The organism is Domibacillus sp. (assembly GCF_031181085.1).
GTDB lineage: Bacteria > Bacillota > Bacilli > Bacillales > Domibacillaceae > Domibacillus.
In genome coordinates this window covers 1-16,815 of sequence record NZ_JAPSLE010000012.1, presented here as the reverse complement: position 1 = coordinate 16,815, position 16,815 = coordinate 1, and the positions used below count along the sequence as shown (strand labels likewise).

13 protein-coding genes are annotated in these 16,815 nt (G+C 42.8%); 2 read left to right on the top strand and 11 right to left on the bottom strand.

The window, feature by feature from the left end; genetic code table 11:
- The first annotated feature begins 250 nt into the window (after positions 1–250).
- Complete coding sequence (locus tag RIN81_RS14590; RefSeq protein ID WP_309091392.1) at positions 251–667, top strand: very short patch repair endonuclease; 417 nt, start codon at positions 251–253, stop codon at positions 665–667.
- 91 nt (positions 668–758) lie between these two features.
- Here the strand turns inward: RIN81_RS14590 and RIN81_RS14585 are convergent, their stop codons facing one another.
- The 11 genes from RIN81_RS14585 to RIN81_RS14535 form a co-directional block, all read right to left on the bottom strand.
- Positions 759–2,756: a DUF262 domain-containing protein gene (locus tag RIN81_RS14585; RefSeq protein WP_309091390.1), complete on the bottom strand. Its 1,998-nt coding sequence runs from the start codon at positions 2,754–2,756 to the stop codon at positions 759–761.
- 69 nt (positions 2,757–2,825) lie between these two features.
- On the bottom strand, positions 2,826–4,343 hold the full coding sequence (locus RIN81_RS14580; protein WP_375164558.1) for a DUF3427 domain-containing protein: 1,518 nt from the start codon (positions 4,341–4,343) through the stop codon (positions 2,826–2,828).
- A 142-nt stretch (positions 4,344–4,485) separates the two neighbouring features.
- On the bottom strand, positions 4,486–5,763 hold the full coding sequence (locus tag RIN81_RS14575; protein ID WP_309091386.1) for a DNA cytosine methyltransferase: 1,278 nt from the start codon (positions 5,761–5,763) through the stop codon (positions 4,486–4,488).
- A gap of 113 nt (positions 5,764–5,876) precedes the next feature.
- Positions 5,877–7,601, bottom strand: coding sequence for a hypothetical protein (locus RIN81_RS14570; RefSeq protein ID WP_309091384.1), 1,725 nt, complete (start codon positions 7,599–7,601; stop codon positions 5,877–5,879).
- Positions 7,602–7,776: 175 nt separating this feature from the next.
- Complete coding sequence (locus RIN81_RS14565; protein WP_309091381.1) at positions 7,777–9,252, bottom strand: sigma-54 interaction domain-containing protein; 1,476 nt, start codon at positions 9,250–9,252, stop codon at positions 7,777–7,779.
- 54 nt (positions 9,253–9,306) lie between these two features.
- Positions 9,307–10,158: an aromatic acid exporter family protein gene (locus RIN81_RS14560; RefSeq protein WP_309091379.1), complete on the bottom strand. Its 852-nt coding sequence runs from the start codon at positions 10,156–10,158 to the stop codon at positions 9,307–9,309.
- A gap of 73 nt (positions 10,159–10,231) precedes the next feature.
- Positions 10,232–11,491, bottom strand: a complete 1,260-nt coding sequence (locus tag RIN81_RS14555; protein WP_309091377.1) for a Glu/Leu/Phe/Val family dehydrogenase — start codon at positions 11,489–11,491, stop codon at positions 10,232–10,234.
- Between the two features lie 17 nt (positions 11,492–11,508).
- Positions 11,509–12,972: a sodium/proline symporter PutP gene (gene putP, locus RIN81_RS14550; protein WP_309091375.1), complete on the bottom strand. Its 1,464-nt coding sequence runs from the start codon at positions 12,970–12,972 to the stop codon at positions 11,509–11,511.
- Between the two features lie 80 nt (positions 12,973–13,052).
- Positions 13,053–14,621 (bottom strand): L-glutamate gamma-semialdehyde dehydrogenase, encoded by a 1,569-nt coding sequence (gene pruA, locus RIN81_RS14545; RefSeq protein ID WP_309091373.1) that lies wholly within the window; start codon positions 14,619–14,621, stop codon positions 13,053–13,055.
- A 19-nt stretch (positions 14,622–14,640) separates the two neighbouring features.
- Positions 14,641–15,552: a proline dehydrogenase family protein gene (locus RIN81_RS14540; protein WP_309091371.1), complete on the bottom strand. Its 912-nt coding sequence runs from the start codon at positions 15,550–15,552 to the stop codon at positions 14,641–14,643.
- A 199-nt stretch (positions 15,553–15,751) separates the two neighbouring features.
- The gene (locus tag RIN81_RS14535) at positions 15,752–15,904 is read right to left on the bottom strand and encodes a hypothetical protein (protein ID WP_309091369.1); all 153 of its coding nucleotides are present in this window, start codon (positions 15,902–15,904) and stop codon (positions 15,752–15,754) included.
- 123 nt (positions 15,905–16,027) lie between these two features.
- Here RIN81_RS14535 and RIN81_RS14530 point away from each other — a divergent pair, with 123 nt between their 5' ends.
- On the top strand, positions 16,028–16,660 hold the full coding sequence (locus RIN81_RS14530; RefSeq protein WP_309091367.1) for a hypothetical protein: 633 nt from the start codon (positions 16,028–16,030) through the stop codon (positions 16,658–16,660).
- Positions 16,661–16,815 lie beyond the last annotated feature (155 nt).

The window sequence follows — 16,815 nt, the reverse complement described above, 5'->3', positions numbered from 1 at the left end:
TATTAGGATGATTATAACATGATATAAGGACGGAAATATGACTATTCAGACAGTTATTAAATGTAATAAATTTACATACATGATTGTGAGAGAAACGTAGCTGGAGGAGTTCTGTAGGGGATGGAAATCAAGAAGTAAAGCATAGACTTAAAAGGCTGCAAAAAGCCATCTCTTATCTCCGTCTTTTTGACATAGCTCTTCTCAAAAATGGGTATAATCCGAATAACTAATACTTCAGGATGTGACAACCATGGACAACCTTACACCTGAGCAGCGAAAAAAAGTTATGAGATCGATCCGGTCACAATCAAAACTTGAAAATAAAGTGACGAAAGCACTTTGGCATAAAGGTCTTCGCTTTCGGAAAAATGCCGATCTTTATGGCAAACCTGACATAGCCATCCAAAAATATAAAGCTGTTGTATTCATAGATTCTTGTTTCTGGCATAACTGTCCAAGGCATGGCCATATCCCAACTACTAACGAGGATTATTGGACAAAAAAATTAGGCCGCAATATGAAGCGCGACCTAGACGTTACCCGCTACTACAAAGAAGAAGGCTGGTGCGTTCTTCGCATGTGGGAACATGAGTTTAAAGAAAATTTTGATGAAGCGATTGAAAAAATTATAAAGTTTATTGATTCAGCAAAGCAAAAAGCCGGATAAGCCGCTTCCTTTTGTTTGTACAGACTATCGATTTCCTTTAAAGAAAGCGGCTCTTTTCCTCTTTTATAATGATTTAGCAGAATTTTAAAGGTCAATAAATACTATAAGTTTTGTAAAGCTCAACCTTTAGCTTATTAAATCTTTTTTGCATTATTTGAGCAAAATCTTCTCTTGATATTTTCAATTGGTCATTTTTAACAAATCCTTTTAGATGTAAGGAGGAAGGATCTTCAAGTAAGAGCTCTTTAACCATTTCTTTTAATTCACCCGGAAACTTTTCAAACTCTTTAGATTCTGAAAATTCATCCCACCATTTATCACCTTTTTTATTGTTGACTTCACTTGGCACTAAAACTAAATTGCCTACACAACTCATAGCAAAGGAGGTATTATCTCTTTTTGCTGTTTCTTTCAGTAAGCTAATTGGGTATATATGGTCAAATTCATAAAAGTATTCCATCGAACTAAAAGAGTCGATTTTCTTAGCATATAAATAATTTAAAAAGAGCTTTTCAACTGGATGAATTCTTGTTCTTTGTACTTCTTTTCTCTCCAGCTGCTTTTCAAGCCAGTTATCAAGTACCCCTTCAAACTGCTGCCTACTCAAGCTCTTTAAATATCTAGAATTTTTTCGAATCCACACAGCTATCTCATCATGATTGATCAGCTGGCTGCTTTCCAGATTAGATATATCCATTAAATTTAAAGAATTTTTAAGTTTCGAGTCTGTAGGTCCTTGCCATTCACTGCGAAGAGTATCATATAGATAGTGAAGACGTATATTTTGTGCATAATCTCTCCTTCCTTGTGATTGACTGGAAGGCCAATCAGGAGAAACTCCATATTCCTGATCATACTTTGCATAAAAAATAGTCGCCACTATAGAAATCATTTGATGTTTTCCATGTACTGCATTGTTTGACAAAACGCGCTTGTTAGACTTGAAATTAAGGACTGGTCTTAAATATTGATCAACTTCACTAGCAGCACTATAGATTGCATTTAGAAATCGATCGATTTTTCCTGCCCGATTTAATTCCACAAACCGATCTTCTAAGTAAGCCATTTTGTTCAGAGGGAGACCTAGTGCAACAGACATAAGCATAAACCCGGTGTCATCAACAGAAACAAGCTCCTGTTCATCATCATTCTTATAATCCCTTGGAGCAAATAATATTGGAAACTTCCTTTTCAAATCTTTGCTTATCGCAAAGAGGTAGTCAAACAATAGATAAGATTTTTCTTCTGTTACTCCCAAAGATTGGTTGTTTCTATTATAGATCTTATATCCATATTCTTCTAAACTAGAATATTTTTCATCTATAATACGTTCATATTCCTCCTGCTTCGTGCCATTATAAGAAAAAGTTTTGTCCCATTTAGCCGCAAAGATTTGGTATTTTGAAAGTTTAGTTCCTTGTTTATTAATTAACTCAAAGATCTCTGGAAGATTTTCGTAAGGTCCGTTATAAATAACCACTGGAATTTCAATATCATCAATAAGGGATTCTTCTCTAATTGAATTAATATGTTTTGAAACATCTCTTCCGTGATTTTGATACATCATTGTAAATAATGTAGGGTTCTCAAAAAAGCTATCTGTTTCAACCCATTCCTTTACATGATCCAATAACAAAAACGCATCAAATACTTGAGAATTAAATGAAGAAACCTTACTAATCCATTTCCTCATTTCCTTTCGAAAGTTTTTATCAAAGTAATCAAAATCTCCATTTTCAATAACTTTTTCACTCTTCAGGGCGTTAAACATTAATTCCACTAAATCAGCCGGTATGTCATTTTCGTCATAGAAAGCAGTTGGGTCTTTTATATAAGCGGCTAATGAAGAAGTCCTCTGTAATCCATCAATTAGTAAATTTTTATTTTCCTCCTCATAGAACAACAAGGAACCTACAGGATAACCATTTTTTATCGAAGTTATTAATTCCTTTTTTTGATTTTGTGACCAAACAATGTTTCTTTGAAAGGTTGGTACTTCAATTTTCAATGATCTGCTTTCTCCATGAAAGGCTTCTACTAGATCCATTACTTTGTGATTTTGAACCTTAGTATATCTTTTACGCATCATGAAAGCTCTCCTTTTAACAATCTATTTTACTCGTGATTTTATATCTAGCAACCTTGCAAAATCAAACATTCAGAATAGCTGCGCACCATCCACATGCCAGTTAACCGCCAGTGTTTCATAAATGGCCCTTTTGGGTTTCAGCTTTCCAAAAGGGTCAGCAATGACTTTCGGTTCCGGCTCGCCGTCCACGTTTCGAATAACTACAAGAAAGTAACGTTCACGCAGTTCTTTTGCCGTTGTCCATTCCTTATCGGTAAACATAATATTACCATTTCGTTCTCTCAACCCTTTTACTTCAAACACGTAACCGGACTCACCACTCATTTTAAAGTCGTAGCCGGTTCCCTCCATCGTAGTATTCTTTAGAGAAACATCCAAGTCGATAATTCTTCCATCCTGGTAAAATTGTTGAAACAGTTCTTCCGCTTTTTTACCGGTAATGCCACGGGTCGTGTAAAGTGCCGGTGTTTCCTCCACATGTTGGCGCTCAATAAGTGGATTTATATATAAATCTGATTCCTTTTCCAGAAGCTCCTGTACAATTGAGCCGAGTGCCGCTTCACTCATAGATCCGTACTGCTCCATTACAGCTACTTGGCTTTGTGTCCATGCAATGGGTTGATCCCGGTTTTCTAAATAAGACCTGTAGCTTTGAATATAATAACCTAGTTTCTCATAATCCATTCCAAACTTGGATTCGTTTTGGTCAAATGCTTCTTCTATGTTGCTTAATAATAAAAGTGGGCTAACTTCTCCTTCAAAACGAGCCAAATATAACGCAATAATGAGTGACACTTTGTAGCCAATACTTTCTTTTCTTGAAGAGAAAACCCCAATAGTTTTTAGGCGGTGCAAGCAATCAATTAAGGCAGAAAAATCTTCTTCCCGCTCTTTTAAAACCGCAATTGCTTCATTAAGCGTAAACTTTCTAAAAATACCTCTATGTTGCTTTCGGAGACCAATAAAGTGAAGAATGTACATTGCAGCACCGTGCCTGTCAGGATTTAACTCAAAAATATTTTCATCTATCCAGCGCTGGCTTTCTCCATTAAACAAATACTCATACATAGCGCGATCTCTTTGAGCGAAACTATGCTGCTTATATTCCCGACCCTTGTTCGATGGCTCCAATGGCGGAATTACTATGCTAGATTTAAAAGTAGGTTCCAGATCTCCAGTCATACTTTCCGCTTCTTTAAAATTCCAAATGATCCGTACAGGAGTTTCATCAAAATATTTCTTTGCCCATCCATTACCTACATACGTGAAGTTTAGATCGCTGCTGTTTTCACGGATAAAAATATAAATATTACCTGTAGGATTCAAAAAGTTTTTAATTGTTTCTTGCCCTAAATGTGTATCCTTTTTAGCAAACCATTCAAAACCTTCATCTATAAAGCGATTTGCATAGTCATGACCAGTTCTTCCAGCTGTATTAACATTTGCAAAGATAAAATAATCTTTATTAACACGTACATATCCTGTAGCCCAGTTTCCTCCTTTGCGTTTATCTTTCGGTATATTAAACATTTCTTGCACATCTTTTCTTGAATAATTTTTGCCAACCTCAAAAGGGTTTTTTCTCACAATGCCACCTCCAGCTTCTTTAATATTCCTTAAAAATAATAAATCAAATCTAATATAACACTTTAAGAAACATTGACTAAGTTTAGCTATATACTCAAAAAAAACCGGCATATTCCTATATGGAATATGCCGGTTTAGCTACTTAAAATAAGCTAATCTGCATATGGTCTTCCCTGCTTTTATCTTCTTGCCGTTTCTTAAGCTCACCCGCTACCCATTTGGCGATAGGACCTGCAACAGCTTTAGCAAGGAGAACAGGCACAGCATTGCCAATTTGTTTGTATTGTTTGTCCAAGCGGTTATTCTCAGATGCCGTTTGGCTTCCCCCATCTGAAAATTGGAACCAGTCCGGGAATGTCTGAATGCGTGCGATCTCACGGACAGACAAGCGACGATGCTGGTCAGGACCACCTGGCAATATCCATGCATCGGTGCCTATTTTTTCCATTGGGGGACCATCCGGATGAAGCGGTGCTTGCCGCCCAGACGCCTGGATAGTAAAACTTTGTTCATTCCAGCACTTCTTTCGGTTTCTTGACAAGTAAATAGATGAGTGTGATCCAGTAAAATAAGGTCCTGGATTATCGCGTAAGTCACCAATTGCTTGTTCAAGCGTTACATATGGTGCCTGCCCTAGCCCCGTCCCGTGTGTTGGCGCAGGGTAGTCATATTTAAAATTAAGCCCTTTTTTGGTACCAACGATAAAGACCCTTTCACGCAATTGTGGCACCCCATAATCACGTGCATTCAGTAATTTATACTGCACATCATACCCCGCCGAAGCAAAGTCTTCGGAAATTTGACGGATAACTTCGCCTTTTCCAAGCGTCAGCATCCCCTTTACATTTTCCGCAACAAAAACATCTGGCTGTGCTTGCATAATACAGCGGATAAAGTGGATATATAAAAAATTGCGCTCGTCATCAATTAAGCGCGGACCTGCTTCACTAAAACCCGGGCATGGAAAGCCGCCAAGGATCAAGTCTGCTTTCGGGAAATGCTTTACTTTCCTGATATCTTTTAGCTGCTGGACAGCTGAACCAGAAAAGTTCATTTTGTATGATTCTTCCGCTTCCTTGAAAATATCATTTGTATAAATTGTATGGAAAACACTTTGGTCACGAAGTTTAGCATAAGCTTCCTTGTCCTTAAATGCTTCCATCGCTTTTTCTTCCCCTATAGCGGCAGCCAGCCCAGATAGTTCAAAGCCAAGATCCAGCCCGCCACAGCCGGAAAATAAGCTGATCACATTAAATTTCTTACGGTTATATGAAATGTGCTCAAGTATATCTATATCGTCATCATCAATAATGCTTGATGTTTCTTCAGTAATCTTCTCGAGAAGCACGTTGCGAACGTCGTCGACTGAATAGTCAGGAGCCGGCTTAAACTTTCCGCGTCCTCGCTCGTTTAATTTCAAAGTTGATCCCTCCAGTACTCTTATTATAGCACTGATTTTAAATCTTGGCCAAACATATATTTCCATAAGGGAATTGTTACCGTAATATTAACTTTTAAAGTATTTTAGTACTTTCAACTATGCTTTAGCTGGTATTCTGAGGTAAGCTTTAGTGAAGACCAACCGTGTTGTTGACCTCTGCTAAACTTTACACGCAAACTAATCGACTCACTCCCATCACTCCAAGCAAGCGTGTTTTGAATGGCTGTAGGGACGTTAACCAGCACCTCAACATTACTGTTGATATACTCGTGTTCTTTGCAATAACTTGTGTTCTCTTCGTAAAAGGTTACAGCCACCATTGCTTCTCCAAGCAAGTGTTCAATCCCCTGTTTTAGTTGCTCTTGAGTAGCCTTGCTTAACTGGGCCCCTAATTCTCTTGCTACTGTTGTTAAACTATCTTGATGGCCAAGTTGGCCAGCGTGAAATTGCTCTTTCGTTTCATTGACAATATCTGAAAGACTTCCTACATTAAAGTATGCAGGACCTAAAATAGTACCGATGCCTGGATTTTTCGTCGTTATCTTTACACTTTTGCGAGCTGCTGCTTTTAGTGAGATATTCTCCGTTATAGACTTGCCTTCCTTGTACAAGATAAGTTGTAAGTCTGCTGTATCCAGTTTGTCTTTTACATAAGCCTCTGGAACAAGCTCAATCGCTTCAACTGTATAGGAGGAGTGCTTTTCATTTAATACTTGGACAACAGGCTGGATAATTGTTTCTGTGGCTTTGTATATTTTATGGAGAAGATCTGGCTTTACATCAACTGCGTAACGCTCAATTAATTCCAGGCATGCTTTCTCATCCACTTGATTAATTTGTGGAAAAGCCTTTAAAAAGTAGTAATACGAGATCGCTTCATGGCATTTCCCTACCGAATTACTAGTATTTGATTTAGGTACATGCAGGTGATCAGCAATTGCTTTTTCGACTTTGCGAATTGTAGCGGCATTTTTGCGCTCTCGCTCATCTCTCTCTGGAAAATGCTCATAACTTGCAGCCAGTTTAATTGATGAAACTGGTCCGCTTTCAAATTTAAAACGAAGTGTTAAAGCAATTGGCCCGAACTTAATGCCTAGTGTCCCTTTGCCTTTTTTGTAAATTTTAATATCATCAAAACGTGGCGGCGAAAAAGAGAATTCTTCTATCTTTGTTACTTCGTCTCCTTTGTACCTTGTAATAATATTCAGGCTTTCTGTCATAAAAAAAGAATGGAAGGCATGAATCATCCCCTTGTTCCGTTGGTTAAAGCTTTGTTGCAACAACTCAAAAGCAGCTTCTCTTAAATCAAAAAGCAATTGTTCGCGATACTTTTCAATTTGGGGTGTGAACTTTGGAAAATGACTTTTAATAAATTGCTTTAATAGCCTTATATCTATTGAATATTGTTGTGGAACGGCTTCGTCTGCCACAGACTGTAAAAAACTTACATAGCTTCGATCAAATGCATAATTAAACGACTCTTGTAAATCCTCTGCTAAAAAGTAGGTTGATAAAAAGCTTTTAGCCCCTGGATTCCTTGGTTGGATATAGCCATTCCCCTGGATCATAAACAAATTGACAGTAACAACTTCACCACTTTGAAGATAAAGCGTTAAATCATTTGCTTTACTTGAATTCTCACTATCAAACTTTGATAATACACAGCTGATAGCTGGAATTTTTTCATGTATAAACTTAGCAGTAGCTAAGGCTGTTTCTGGAATGACAGACAGAGGATCATTATGTATTAATTCTTTTAGAGCTGCTTGCACACTTTTGACGTGTTTATCACCAATTTCCCTAGGTTTTTTTCTCATGCCAACTGCCCCCAATTTAATTACTCTATATGAATTATTTTCAGAATAAATAACTGATTTGCAATATCAAATAATCTCTTTAAAGCAAATCCTCTTCCATACCGCTTCTTAATTTAGTAAATTATAACACATATAAAAACCAGCTCCCCACCTTAGCAGGAAACTGGCTCTTGTATTAAAGTCCATATTCTTTCATTTTGTTGTAAAGCGTGCCTCTGGAAATGCCGAGCAGGGTGGCGGCTGCGGATTTGTTGCCGTATGTTTTTTGCAGTGCCTGCTCGATGGCGGCCGCCTCATCTGTTTTAGCGGGGCGGGCCATGTCCTCCGGCAGGTGCTTTTTGGTTAGTACCGGTCCGTCGCCAAGCAGAACGCAGCGCTCGATAACATTGCGGAGCTCGCGTACGTTGCCGGGCCATTCATGCTCAGTGAGCATGAGCGCCGCATCCGGACTGATTGTATCCATTGGTTTGTTGTATTTGGCGCTAAATTCTTTTAAGAAGGTTTCTACGAGCGGCAAAATATCTTCTTTCCGATTTCGAAGCGGCGGAATGTCAATGGTGATCGCCATTGTTTGATCAAGTACGATTGGACTGCTGGAGGCGGTAATAAGCCGGACGTGCTCCGTGGAAGCAAACAGCCGGTCCCGAAGCGGTGCTGGCAGCTTGTCGATATCTCCAATGAACAATGTGCCGCCCCACGCTTGATTCAGCTTGCCCGTCTGGCTGTCGTTTCCATAGCCGAACAGCTCCATTTCAAGCAATGATTCCGGCACCACACTGCAGTTCATCGCAACGAACGGCTCGGCTGCTTTGGAGCCGCTGAAATGAATCGCCTGGGCCATCATTTCTTTCCCGGAGCCTGGCTCGCCCGTTAAATGAACCGGCATGTTGGCGTGCGCTGCTTTTCGCGCAGCTTCCAGAGAAGCCGCAAGCTTCGGATCACTGCCCGTAATAGAGGAAAAAGGATCTTTCGCCTGTATATGCATGGGCAGCGCTGAATCGAGCTCGTCATTCAGCTTCATCATATTGGTAATATCGTGCTCGGTCGCAATGCCGCCAGCTATATTCCCATCTACCACAACCGGAGAAGCATTAATGAGCACGTGGTTGGTCTCATTCGGACGGTGATATTCCCCCCGGATGTTCTGGCCATGCTGAAGAACACTATTAAGTACAACCGACTCGGCCTGGAAATGGTCACCGATTTTTTTCCCGATAATTTTTTCCCGGGAAATGCCGTACGTTTCTTCAGCCGTTGTATTCCAGAAAAGAACGGTTCCTTCTCTGTCAACTGCCGTCACGGAGTCATTAATCGTTTCGGCCAGTGTATGAAAATACCCGGTTAAAAGGCGGATCCGCATATCCGGGGTGACAATCTGGTCAATGCTATTGTCCCGTACGTAAAGAACAGGCCGGCGCCAATCCCAATCGCCTTCTCCTTCTGCCTGAACCGCTGATGATGGAAGCCAGCCGCTTCTCTCCAGCCATTCACCAATGGTGCCCTCGCCTGAAAGCAGGCCCGCTTCGTGCTGTTCAATTGTATAATAGTTCTCGCCTTTTTGAATGACGATACAATGGCAGTTTGCCAGCTGCTGCCCTGCATCGGCCGCTGCTGTGTCCGGATGAACCGTCTGAAAGGTGATGCGTTCCATAAAAAAACCCTTTCTTCCTTTTTATTTAACTTACCATAAAAGGAAGGGTCCTTTCTACCGGGGGTGCTGGTCCATAAACTGATTCATCTCCCAAATAGCAAGAAGAAGGCGGGCAGGCTGAGGGGGTTTCCCGTCTTTTATTTCGCTGCCATAGCTGAATGATTCGATCCAATCTGCCAGTTCTTCGTTCGATTCATGAAGCGGAACGACGTCCAGAAAGCGGCGCAGCGCAGCCAGCTTCTGCTCAGCCTGCTCAAAATAAGCACAGAAGCTGTCATCTGAACGGCCAAAATGGTTTTCCTGCTCTCGAGCTGCCAATTTCTGCGCTTCTTTGATTAAATGAGCCGTATGGAAAAGATCCGCCTCTTTCCAGCAGGGATTTCCGTCCCGCAGTGACAGAACAACGTCAATCAGCAGATGTTTAAAGCGTGCTTCAATTGTTTCTTTTTGAAGGGCGAGCTGGCGTTCAAGCCCCGGCATATACAAATTCACCAGCAGCGCCGCGCTAATACCAATCACCACGAGGCCGATTTCATTTAACACAACCGCTGCTGTCATATGGCCAAATGCGTAAATATGCAGGAGAATGACCGTACTCGTCACAATGCCTTCATTGATTTTCAGCATAACCGTCAATGGAATAAAAACCAGCAGCAGTGCGCCGATCACAGGTGGATGGTAGCCGAATCCTTCGAAAAAAACAAACGAAAACGGGATCGACAGCATGCAGGCAAAAAAGCGGTCACGGGCGCTTTGGAGCGACTTCTGACGTGAATGCTGTACACATAAGATTGTAATGATTGCGGACGATACATAAAACTCAAGCTGAAGAAACCCTGCGGCGGCAATCGCTGCCGACACAGCCACAGCTGTTTTCACCGTACGAAAGCCTATTTTAAAAGACACCCCGTATCCCTTCCTTTCTCCTTTATCTATCTTTTTCAGTAGAAAAAAGGAGCACCCAAAGGGCGCTCCTTTATTAAACCCATCCACGGTACGTGCAAGCTTCAACCATTTTCTTCAGTCCCGCCATGTAAGCGGCAAGGCGCATATCTGTTTCATGCTGCCGGGCTGTGTTATACACACTCGTAAAAGCAGCTGTTAAGATCGCTTCAAGCTTTTCATCTACTTCCTGTTCAGTCCAGTAGTAGCCTTGATTGTTCTGCACCCATTCAAAATAAGAGACGATCACGCCGCCGGCGCTTGCCAGTACATCCGGCACAAGAAGGATGCCTCGTTCGGTGAGGATTTTCGTTCCTTCCAGCGTCGTCGGACCATTGGCCGCTTCCACTACTACTTTTGCTTGAATGTGAGGCGCATTGGCTGCTGTCAGCTGATTCGAAATGGCTGCCGGCACAAGAATATCACATGGTTTTTGCAGCATCTCTTCATTTGTAATACAGTTTTCTACTAAATTTGAAACCGTTCCGAACGAGTCGCGGCGGTCAAGCAAATACGGAATATCGAGTCCATCAGGGTCATAAAGAGCACCGTATGCATCAGATACACCGACGATAATCGCGCCCTCTTTATGAAGAAACTGGGCCAGATAACTGCCCGCATTTCCGAAGCCTTGAATGATCACCCGTGCTCCCTGCACAGAAAAACCAGCGAGACGAGCAGCTTCTTTCATTACGATGGTCACGCCTTTAGCCGTTGAGGAATCCCGTCCAAGTGAACCGCCGAGTACAAGCGGTTTACCGGTAATAAACCCTGGTGAATCGAATTCGCGAATGTGGCTGTATTCATCCATCATCCAGGCCATGATTTGTGCATTGGTATATACATCCGGTGCCGGAATGTCCTTTGTCGGTCCGACAATTTGGCTGATCGCCCGGACATACCCCCGGCTGAGGCGTTCGAGTTCACCCATCGACATAGCCCGCGGATCACATTGAATGCCGCCTTTACCGCCTCCATACGGCAGGTTGGCCAAGCCGCATTTCATACTCATCCAGATTGACAACGCCTTCACTTCTTCTACCGTTACGTCCGGATGAAAACGAATCCCGCCTTTTGTTGGGCCGACTGCATCATTGTGCTGGGCGCGCCAGCCGGTGAAAACAGTCGTAGTGCCGTCATCCATTCGAACTGGAATTCGGACCGTCAGTAGGCGCTGCGGTTCTTTTAACAATTCGTAGACGTCTTTTCCGTAGGACATTTTATTCAGTGCCTGCTCCATCACAAGTTGTGTACGTTCAAGTACATTAAGCTGCTCTGTTTTTGCTGCCGCGATCATTGGATTCATCCTTTCTTTTATGCCGTTTCCTCGTATTTTTCATATGAGCGGGTTAGTTGTGCGCTTGGCGCAGGTGTCATTAAGCTGACTGCCCAGACAGCGACGGTGCTGACAAAGAAGCCTGGGATAATCTCATACAGCAGTCCTGCCAAAGACGGAATGCTCGCCCAAACGATAACCGTTGCGGCTCCGCCGATAATACCAGCCAGTGCTCCCCATTTATTCATGCGTTTCCAGTACAAGCTCATTAAAATAACCGGGCCAAATGCGGCGCCAAATCCTGCCCATGCATAGCCGACAAGCGACAGAATAGTACTGTTATTATTAAGTGCCAGGCCAACGCCAATAATAGCGACGACCAATACAGCACCGCGGCTGATCAGCATCAATTCTTTGTCGGATGCAGACCGGCGGAAAAACGTTTTGTAAATGTCTTCTGTCAATGAGCTTGACGTCACAAGAAGCTGCGAAGAAATTGTACTCATGACAGCCGCCAGCAATGCCGCCAGTAAAAAGCCGCTTATAAATGGGTGGAACAAAATTTCACTCAATGTAATAAAGACGGTTTCCGGATCGGCAAGCTTTCCCTGCTGCTGCGAGTAATAAGCGAGTCCAAGGAACCCAGTCAGCATGGCACCGCAGACCGAGAAAATCATCCAGCTCATGCCGATATTGCGCGCTTTTTTAATTTCTTTTACAGAGGTGATGGCCATAAAGCGAACGATAATATGGGGCTGCCCGAAATAGCCGAGTCCCCATGCCAGTAATGAAATGATGCCAAGAACGCTTGTCCCGGTAAAAATATTAAACAGATCTGGATTCATCGCATTCATTTCTGTGAAAACCGGGCCGATACCGCCAATTTTCATAATGGTTACGATCGGCACCAAAATGAGAGCGCTTACCATAATAAGTCCTTGAACAAAGTCCGTCCAGCTGACGGCTAAAAACCCACCAAATAATGTGTAGGCGACGACAACACCGGCAATAATCCACAAACCGACTTTGTAATCGACCCCAAACGAGGTTTCAAACAATACGCCGCCGGAAACAATGCCTGATGAGACATAAAACGTAAAGAAGACGATAATGACAAGTCCGGATGTCAGCCGGAGCAAATTAGAGCGGTCCCCAAATCTGTTTTCCAAAAAAGATGGAATGGTCATTGAATTGTTCGCAATCTCCGTGTACACACGTAAACGAGGTGCGACATACAGCCAGTTTAAAAAAGCTCCGATCGTCAAACCGATCGCAATCCAGGAAGCGCTCAGCCCCTGTACATACATTGCCCCGGGAAGCCCCATTAACAGCCATCCGCTCATGTCAGAAGCGCCTGCACTAAGAGCTGTAACAGCCGGTCCAACCGAGCGGCCCCCAAGCATGTAATCTGATAAATTCGATGTTCGTTTGTACGCTGCGTAGCCGATCAATAGCATCCCCACCATGTATATGCCAATTGGAATAAGTAATTGGATATCCATTTCTCCTTCTCCCCCTTTTGATAAAAGAAGAGCTGCCTTTCAAGACCTGAAAAGCCAGAAAGGCAGCTCGAGATTCACTCTTACAGCTTGCGTGCCAGCATTTTCCCCTGTGTGAAGAGAAGAAGGTAATCATACCCGCCCGCTTTTGAATCCGTGCCGGACATATTAAACCCGCCAAACGGGTGCACGCCAACCAAAGCGCCTGTGCACTTTTTATTTAAATACAAGTTACCACAATGCATGTTTTCGAGTGCATAGCTCAAACGCTCTTCTTCCTTAGAGAAGAATCCGCCTGTTAAGCCGTATTCTGTGTCATTGTAAATGGCAATTGCTTCTTTCCAGTCCGCCGCTTTTGCCATTGCCAGTACAGGGCCGAAGATTTCTTCCTGCATAATACGCGCTTTTGGATCTACATCTGCAAAAATCGTTGGCTCAATATAATAGCCGTTTCCTTCCGCTTTTTGGCCGCCTGTTTTTAAAACGCCTTCTGATTTGCCGATTTCGATGTATCCCATAATTTTATGGAATGATTTTTGATCAATTACCGGTCCGATTGATGCATTTTCTTCCGGAAGGCCCACTTGAAGTTCTTTCGTAAGCGCGACTACTTTTTCAACCACTTCGTCATAAACAGATTCAACGATAATCGCACGGGAGCCCGCTGAACACTTTTGACCCTGGAAGCCGTATGCTGAAGCAACGATTGCCGCTGCTGCCGCATCTAGATCAGCTGTTTCATCTACGACGACGCCGTCTTTTCCGCCCATTTCAGCTATGACACGCTTCAGCCATAATTGGCCTGGCTGTACTTTTGAAGCACGCTCGTAAATACGGCAGCCAACAGCACGAGAGCCTGTAAAGGAAATAAATCTTGTTTTCGGGTGCTCTACCAAGTATTCTCCTACTTCAATGCCATCGCCCGGTACAAAGTTCAAGACGCCATCCGGCAGGCCGACTTCTTCCATCAGCTGAACGAATTTCGCCGCAACGATTGGAGCAGAATCTGCCGGCTTTAAGATGACTGTGTTTCCTGACACAATCGAAGCAACCGTTGTTCCAGCCATAATCGCCAGCGGGAAGTTGAATGGTGAAATCACAATGCCTACGCCAAGTGGAATATACGTTAACTCTGTTTTTTCCCCTTCTACTTGTGTTAACGGCTGGTGCTTGCTCGTTTCGCTTAAACGGATCATTTCACGTGCGTAAAATTCCATAAAATCAATCGCTTCTGCTGTATCTGCATCTGCTTCTGCCCAGTTTTTCCCTACTTCGTATACAAGCGCTGCAGAGAATTCATGCTTGCGCTGGCGCATCAAGTCTGCCGCTTTGAACAAATACTCAGCGCGCTCTGCCGGTGCTGTGTGCTTCCATGATTCAAATGCTGCTAGTGCCGCCTGCATTGCTGCTTCCGCATGCTCTGATGTTCCTTTTGATGCGTAGCCGACAATTTCATCTGTGTTCCCTGGGTTAATAGATGTTAGTACTTCTTCTGTTTCTACTCGTTTTCCGTTGATTACAAGCGGGAATGTACCGCCAAGTTCACTTTTTACTTTTGCCAGTGCGTCCTGCATCGCTTTTTTGTTTGCTTCATCCGCGAAGTTTGTGAATGGCTCGTTTTTAAATGGTGTGCGCTCGATTGTAGTTGTCATCTTTACCGTCTCCTTTTAATTAAAATAAGTTTTTTAGTACAAACCAGACGTTTGCCGGGCGTTCTGCCAGCCGTCTTGTAAAATATCCAAACCAGTCATTTCCGTATGGTACATATACACGAACTTTGTAGCCTTCTTCTACCAGCTTGTTTTGCAGATCCTCACAAATTCCGTACAGCATCTGAAATTCAAATTGCTCTTTCGGAATGTTATGTGTGCGGACAAGCTCCTTCGTGTAAGCGACAGCGTCCTCATCATGTGTCGCCACAGCCGCATAGTTTCCATTCAGCAGATGCTGCTTGATGATTTTTTTGAAATTATCGTCTACATCTTTTTTCTCTGGAAACGCAACCTCCGGTGACTCTTTGTAAGCACCTTTTACGAGGCGAAGATTGGCTCTTTGCTCGTTTAAGTCCGCAATGTCCTGCTCTGTACGATATAAATACGCCTGGATGACAATTCCGACGTTATCGTAATCAAGGCGAAGCTCTCTATAAATATCAAGAGAGATTTGGGCATGTGCGTAATCTTCCATATCGATTCGGACAAAATTATTGTGAAGTACGGCGCGGTCTAAAATTTTCCGCATATTCCGCATGCATAGCTCTTTACTAATATCAAGACCAAGCGATGTCATCTTCAATGATAGATTCGATGTAACACCCGCTTCAGCAATGGCATCAAGTGTCTGGATACACATAGCGGTTGATTCGGCTGCTTCTTCTTCTGTAAAAACAAACTCGCCTAAATGATCCAGCGTGACCACTTTGCCTTCTGCATTTAATTTTCTTACCGCCTGAATGGCTGTGCTGATTGTTTCCCCGGCAACAAACCGGCCGGCACCGAAACGCAGTCCATATTTCTTTGCTAATTTATTAGCCGATTGATTTTGTCCAATGAATTGAAATACGTTACGCATCATCAGTTCCATTCTATGTACCTCCTTTTCCATTTATACATTATTGTTCATTTATTATTTTTTGAACAACTTTGTTTATTTGATAAATTTAATATACCATAAATTTTGCCTTAATGTTGCGAATTGTCAGATTTTCTAACAAAAATTTAAAAAAATATGAAAAAAGCAGGTATTGGGCAGTGTGAAACACTCCTAAATACCTGCTTTTCTCTTATCTTTTTTTAGATAAAGAACTTTTCTTCTCAGAAGATGCTGCTTTTCTTTTCCCCCGTCCGTTCTCTTCTCCCTTTTCACTCGATTTTTTTCCAGGACGGAAGTTAGGATTTTTTTTGCAACCGCATCGACGACAGCCGCATTTTTTCATCTGCTGCCACTCCTTTCTTTTACTCACACGGTATGAAAGAAAGAAGCGAACGACACGGCGGCCGGCTTACATTGATTGTGAGAATGACATTCATTTATAATAAAGAAAAAAGGGGGGGCCAGCGTGGACCGTGCTATGTTTGCGTTTGGAAATGAAGGCGAAGCAATGGGAAGCGTAACAGAATGGGCAGGTAATGTACAGCTGCTGATGGCTTCGGCGGAGCAGAACTTAAAATTAACGTCGCTTCCAGCAGCGGCATCGATGTTTATGCGACGTTATGGGCTGTTTCTTGCCGGTCACCTGGCCGTTTTTTCAAAAGAGCGGCGCATATGGGACGGTGATCCTGATGAAGTGGAGATCGTCATGGAAGACGGAGACGGATGGCCTCTTTTATTTCGGCTGAAGCATGAAAACTGGATTTCCTGCGGCGACGAAGGGGCGGACTTTTTGCTGAACCGGCTGGCCGAGCCAGTGATCCAAACCATTGCGAAAGAAGCGAAGCTGCCAGCAGTTATTTCCCGGGAAAATATTTTCGGTTATGTGCTTTGGATGTATGTGCATATTTTAAAGGATACCCGCGATCTTGCGCTCCTGCCGCAATATGAACGGTTTTTACGCAAGCAGAAACCGGAGGAGGCAATGGCAAACTTTAGCCGGCTGACGTGCTGCTTGTACAAGGAAGTGCCGGGCTGCGAGAAATGCCCATACTGTCCGCTTTTGAAAAAGAAAAACTGTGAAACCGCGCAAACCCTTTAAAAAAGCCCGGCTTCCGTTTTAAAAACGGGGGACTGACCCCATAGGGTGAGACAAATAAAAACACCTTTAAGTTGAAAAACGGGTATGTAAGTACCTAAAAAGCCAACTTGGAGGTGTTTTTTCTATGGGTACAAGAATCAGTTATCCATCGGAAG

Bases quoted from the DNA above. Each gene is read 5' to 3' on its own strand.
- RIN81_RS14555 (WP_309091377.1), bottom strand. From the start codon at position 11,491: ATGATCGCGGCAGCAAAAACAGAGCAGCTTAATGTACTTGAACGTACA.
- RIN81_RS14540 (WP_309091371.1), bottom strand. From the start codon at position 15,552: ATGGAACTGATGATGCGTAACGTATTTCAATTCATTGGACAAAATCAA.
- RIN81_RS14570 (WP_309091384.1), bottom strand. From the start codon at position 7,601: ATGAGAAAAAAACCTAGGGAAATTGGTGATAAACACGTCAAAAGTGTG.
- RIN81_RS14585 (WP_309091390.1), bottom strand. From the start codon at position 2,756: ATGATGCGTAAAAGATATACTAAGGTTCAAAATCACAAAGTAATGGAT.
- pruA (WP_309091373.1), bottom strand. From the start codon at position 14,621: ATGACAACTACAATCGAGCGCACACCATTTAAAAACGAGCCATTCACA.
- RIN81_RS14590 (WP_309091392.1), top strand. From the start codon at position 251: ATGGACAACCTTACACCTGAGCAGCGAAAAAAAGTTATGAGATCGATC.
- putP (WP_309091375.1), bottom strand. From the start codon at position 12,972: ATGGATATCCAATTACTTATTCCAATTGGCATATACATGGTGGGGATG.
- RIN81_RS14535 (WP_309091369.1), bottom strand. From the start codon at position 15,904: ATGAAAAAATGCGGCTGTCGTCGATGCGGTTGCAAAAAAAATCCTAAC.
- RIN81_RS14565 (WP_309091381.1), bottom strand. From the start codon at position 9,252: ATGGAACGCATCACCTTTCAGACGGTTCATCCGGACACAGCAGCGGCC.